Source organism: Ferrovum sp. (assembly GCF_027317285.1).
Classification (GTDB): Bacteria; Pseudomonadota; Gammaproteobacteria; order Burkholderiales; family Ferrovaceae; genus Ferrovum.
In genome coordinates, this window is record NZ_DAHVHV010000089.1 from 1 (window position 1) to 4,353 (window position 4,353).

A 4,353-nucleotide genomic window follows, 5' to 3' on the forward strand; every position below is an offset into this window, starting at 1 on the left:
AGGCCCATAAGACTCTCGACCGATTTGTGGCCCGGGCCTATGTGGTCTTCAATGTGGAGCAGTGTACCGGTCTGGAAACAATTCCCCCGTTGGCTCTACCTGATCACAAGATCCCGACCAGCCAGAGGGCCGAACAGATCATGGAAGCCATGAAGAAAGATGGCTTAGGTTTTGCCGAGCATCCACAACATGCGTTTTATTCGCCCAGTCGCGATGAAGTCTCATTACCGCCTCGCGAGAATTTCAAATCGGTGGAAGGGTACTATGGCACGGCCTTGCACGAAATCGGCCACGCTACCGGCGCTGCCCAGCGCCTGAACCGGGATGGAATTACCGGTGGACATCGGTTTGGATCGGAGGGCTACGCCAGGGAAGAACTTCGGGCCGAGATTTTCAGTGCCTTCATGGCGGTACAAACTGGCATTCCTCACGACATGACTCAACACCAGGCGTATGTCCAAAGTTGGGCCGATGTGCTCCGGAAGGACAAGCATGAAATCTTCAGGGCTGCGTCTGAGGCTGAAAAAGCCGTGGATTATGTTCTGGCCAGGGAACAGGAATTGCAGATCGGCCAGACCAGGGAATCAGACAGAGGGCAGATACGCGATGCGAAGCGGGAAAAGTTCTTCGGGGTACGCGATACCGAGCATGCGCACATCGAGGGAACGCTGGTGGACATCAGTCACAAGGCGAAAGAACTGTTTGTCCGCGAGCCCGATGGAGAGGTGACAGTTGTGCGATCCCCCGATGGTTTATCATTGGCGAATTACCGGGGGTTGTTCGGGGCGGGGGAGTCTGACGGATTCGAGGGTGCCGTTGAAGCCGCTGCCACGTTGCGTGGCAAGAACATTGTCCTCACCGCCAACGATAGTCGTACCGCGACGCTGGAAGCAAACGGAAAGATGATAGGGCGTGGGGTGGTTGATAAACCCCCAGCACCTTTTTTATCGCGTGAGCCATTCGTGCTCAAGTCTGGAGAGCCTGGCGTCAACGGAGAAATTCTGGAGCTCTTTGATATCTCGGATACCTTAAACCCACAACACATCATTGCCGCAGAACTGCAAACGGACAAAGGCATTGTTCTTGCCCATCGGCATGACTATCAACCGATGAGCGAATTATTGGGGATGAAGGAGCGCCATGTTGAATTGGCGGTGGGGAACGATGGACGGCTGCAAATACAACAAGCCGAAAAGGAGCGTGTGCCCATGCCACAGCCTGTCACGCATCGATACACCCATAACAATGATCTTGACCTGGGACGCTGAAAGCGCAATCCCGTCTCCTCTTGCCCGCGTCTGTCCCCCCTCAGACACGGGCCTTTTTTTGGAGTAATTCAGTGAGTCAGGATACCCTCTACCATATCCCCAAGACGCAACAGGACATCACCCGCTTTGTCTGGGTGGGTTTGGGTCTGTTTGCCATGATCGTTTTGCTATCCTGCTGGGCTGCCACTGAATATGCCGCCTGGAAACTGGGGTTTGATCCTGCGCTTGGGCAGACCATGGCTCCCTATACCTACTTCCCCTTCGATATTCTGGTCTGGACCTGGAAGTATGACCGGCTGGATTACGGCATACCAGTCATGGAAATCTTTACCCATGCACACCTCATCATGGGAGTGGGCGGATTCTTCTCGCTGGTTCTGCCCGTGGCGTTGGCGTATCGCCGGACGCGCAAGGCGGATGCTGAAACCAATGATCTGCATGGTTCCGCCCATTGGGCCACAGCCGAGGAAGTCAGGAAGTCAGGAATTCTTCCCGACAAGCATAACAAGGGTGGCGTTCTGTTCGGTGCCTTTGAAGACAAGGGAAATGTGCAGTACCTGAGGCACAAGGGCCCGGAACACATGATGGTATTTGCCCCGACCAGGTCCGGCAAAGGGGTGGGAATCGTGATTCCCACCTTACTTTCCTGGGATCAGTCCGTGCTGGTCCACGACATCAAGGGTGAAAACTGGGCACTGACCAGCGGATTCCGTCAAAAGGTTTTGGGACAAAGGGTCATCAAGTTTGACCCCACCTCTGAAGAGTCTGCACGGTTCAACCCGTTACAGGAAATCCGGCTCGATGCCAATCTGATCAAGGATGTCCAGAACATCGCCACCATGATTGTGGATCCGGACGGCAAGGGACTCAACGATCACTGGGCCAAGACCGGCTTCGACCTGATGACTGGGGTTGTGCTGTTTGTGTTGCTGTATTGGGAACCTCAAGGACCAGACGTCCGATTACGCTGTCTGCACACGGTTCAGGCCATATTATCCGATGGGGGGCCTATCAGTGACATTGCCAATCAGGAAGCGGCAAGCCAATTGAAAGATGGCGAAAAACCAATCGTAGGCTCCCAGGCCGTGATGACCTATATCCGGAACAAAGCCACTGAGAAATGCAAAACTGCTACCAACTCCCACTTGGCCACTGGCTGGGAGGCTGTCGCCCAGGCGAGCCAGTCTTTTTTGAACAAGGCTCCGAATGAGGCATCTGGGGTACTTTCCACGGCATTATCCTTTCTGTCCCTATATCGCGATCCCATCGTTGCCAACAACACGCGAGTCTCGGATTTCACCCTGGAAAGCCTCATGGGTGGGATTGATATGGACGGCAAGATGGTTACTGAGAAAACGGCGCTTTATCTGGTGGTACCCCCCAGTGACAAGGACCGGCTGAAACCGCTCTTGCGTCTGATCATCAACCAGGTCGTCAGACGACTGACGGAAAGCATGAATTTTGATGCCGGTGGGGCCAGCAAGAGTCGCTACCCTCACCGACTGTTGCTGGTACTGGATGAATTCCCCAGCCTGGGGAAACTGGATATTTTTCAGGAGGCGCTGGCTTTTATTGCGGGGTATGGGCTCAAGGCGTTGCTGATCGTGCAGGACCTGAGCCAGTTGTTTGCCGCCTATGGCAAAGACGAATCCATCATCAGTAACTGCCACATCAGGATTGCGTATGCTCCCAACAAAATCGAAACCGCCGAACTGCTCTCGAAGATGGCCGGGCAATCCACCGTAAGCCATACCCAGCGTCAGTATTCCGGGAATCGGCTGGCCGTGGTGCTCCAGCATGTCAACACCAATGAACAGATCGTTCAACGGCCACTACTCACTGCTGACGAGTGCATGCGTCTGCCTCCAGACGATGAACTGGTCTTCGTGGCGGGATATGCCCCGGTGTACTGCCAGAAAATCAGGTATTACCAGGATGCGGCCCTGAGTGAGCGCATCAAGTTGGGAGCATCCATCACGACTGGGCGAAAAGTATGAATGCGGGTACGGTGCGGCGACTTTATGTGGCCGTGGGTATCCTGATCCTGATGGCCATGACAGCCGTCACAATTCAACAGTCGGGCTGGCGCATCAACCTGACCGAAAGCGAACCCTTGGGCCTGTATCGCATGGAACCCATGCGCCCAGGGCTGGTGATCCTACGGGGGAGCCGGGTTGAGTTCTGTCCGCCCGACGCAGTGACCCCGGAGCGGTTTCCTTTTTATATGCGTGGAAATTGCCTGAACGGAGGGATGCCCATGTTCAAGACCATTGCAGGGGTGCCGGGAGATGTCATTGAGGTCAGTTCCAATGGGGTTCTGATCAATCATCGCCAGTTGCCCTACAGCAATCAGGTGGAAAGATCAAAGCAATTTCCTTGGGTAACTCTGCCGCATCAATCTGGCACGATCACATTGGGGCCGAAACAGTACTGGGTGTACGGGAGCGGAGCCCAGCCAGAACAAGCGGCGCAGAGTTTTGATAGCCGGTATTGGGGGCTAATCAAACCTAGCCAGATCCGCATGTTATGGCTTGAAAATAAAACGGGTTTTATGCAAACATGGTGATTCCAGAATAACTCTCAAAAGGGAAAACCTGAAATATCTGATGAACGAAGGGTAAATCCCCCCTGTAAAAAGTTGGGAATAGAGGTAGAATTTTCTCGATATGAGGCCTATCTGTCCAGAACCCGCGTCAGATCAAGGCTTCACCCTGTGGATTTACGCTGTTTTGGACAGCAATGTGATTGACCTGGAAACATGAGAGAAGAAAACACCATACAAAGAGCCACTGCCGATGATGCGCAAGAAGTCGCCGTAATGGTTGGCGAGTTGCTGGCTGAAATCATGAGTGCTGTTGGAATTCGGGCATTCAATTTCGATCTCAGTGAAACAATTGCCCGGCTCACGAACTTCCTCAGTTGCGAGAAATATTTTGTTTTTGTGGCTCGTGATCACAGTGGGTCCATGGCAGGATTCATTGCACTCTATGAAAGTTATGCTCTTTATGCCGAAGGCGCATTTGGGACCATCCCGGAATTGTATGTCCGACCAGCGCATCGGGGCCAACAGATTGGTTCCCGTCTG

Annotated in this window: 4 protein-coding genes; all 4 read left to right on the forward strand. The window is 53.6% G+C overall.

Features of this window, described 5'->3' with window-relative positions; all coding sequences use genetic code 11:
• The coding region (locus M6F29_RS11330; RefSeq protein WP_298159933.1) for an ArdC family protein at window positions 1-1,268 on the forward strand (1,268 nt) is incomplete at its 5' end.
• 71 nt (window positions 1,269-1,339) lie between these two features.
• The gene (locus M6F29_RS11335) at window positions 1,340-3,265 is read left to right on the forward strand and encodes a type IV secretory system conjugative DNA transfer family protein (RefSeq protein WP_298159936.1); all 1,926 of its coding nucleotides are present in this window, start codon (window positions 1,340-1,342) and stop codon (window positions 3,263-3,265) included.
• Window positions 3,262-3,834 carry a S26 family signal peptidase gene (locus M6F29_RS11340; RefSeq protein WP_298159939.1) on the forward strand — a complete coding sequence of 191 codons (573 nt, stop codon included), beginning with the start codon at window positions 3,262-3,264 and terminating at the stop codon, window positions 3,832-3,834. The genes M6F29_RS11335 and M6F29_RS11340 overlap by 4 nt, the downstream gene beginning before the upstream one ends.
• A gap of 192 nt (window positions 3,835-4,026) precedes the next feature.
• On the forward strand, window positions 4,027-4,353 hold a 327-nt coding region (locus M6F29_RS11345; RefSeq protein WP_298159941.1), incomplete at its 3' end, for a GNAT family N-acetyltransferase.

Coding starts and splice junctions, on each gene's coding strand:
- M6F29_RS11340 (WP_298159939.1), top strand. CDS start 3,262: ATGAATGCGGGTACGGTGCGGCGACTTTATGTGGCCGTGGGTATCCTG.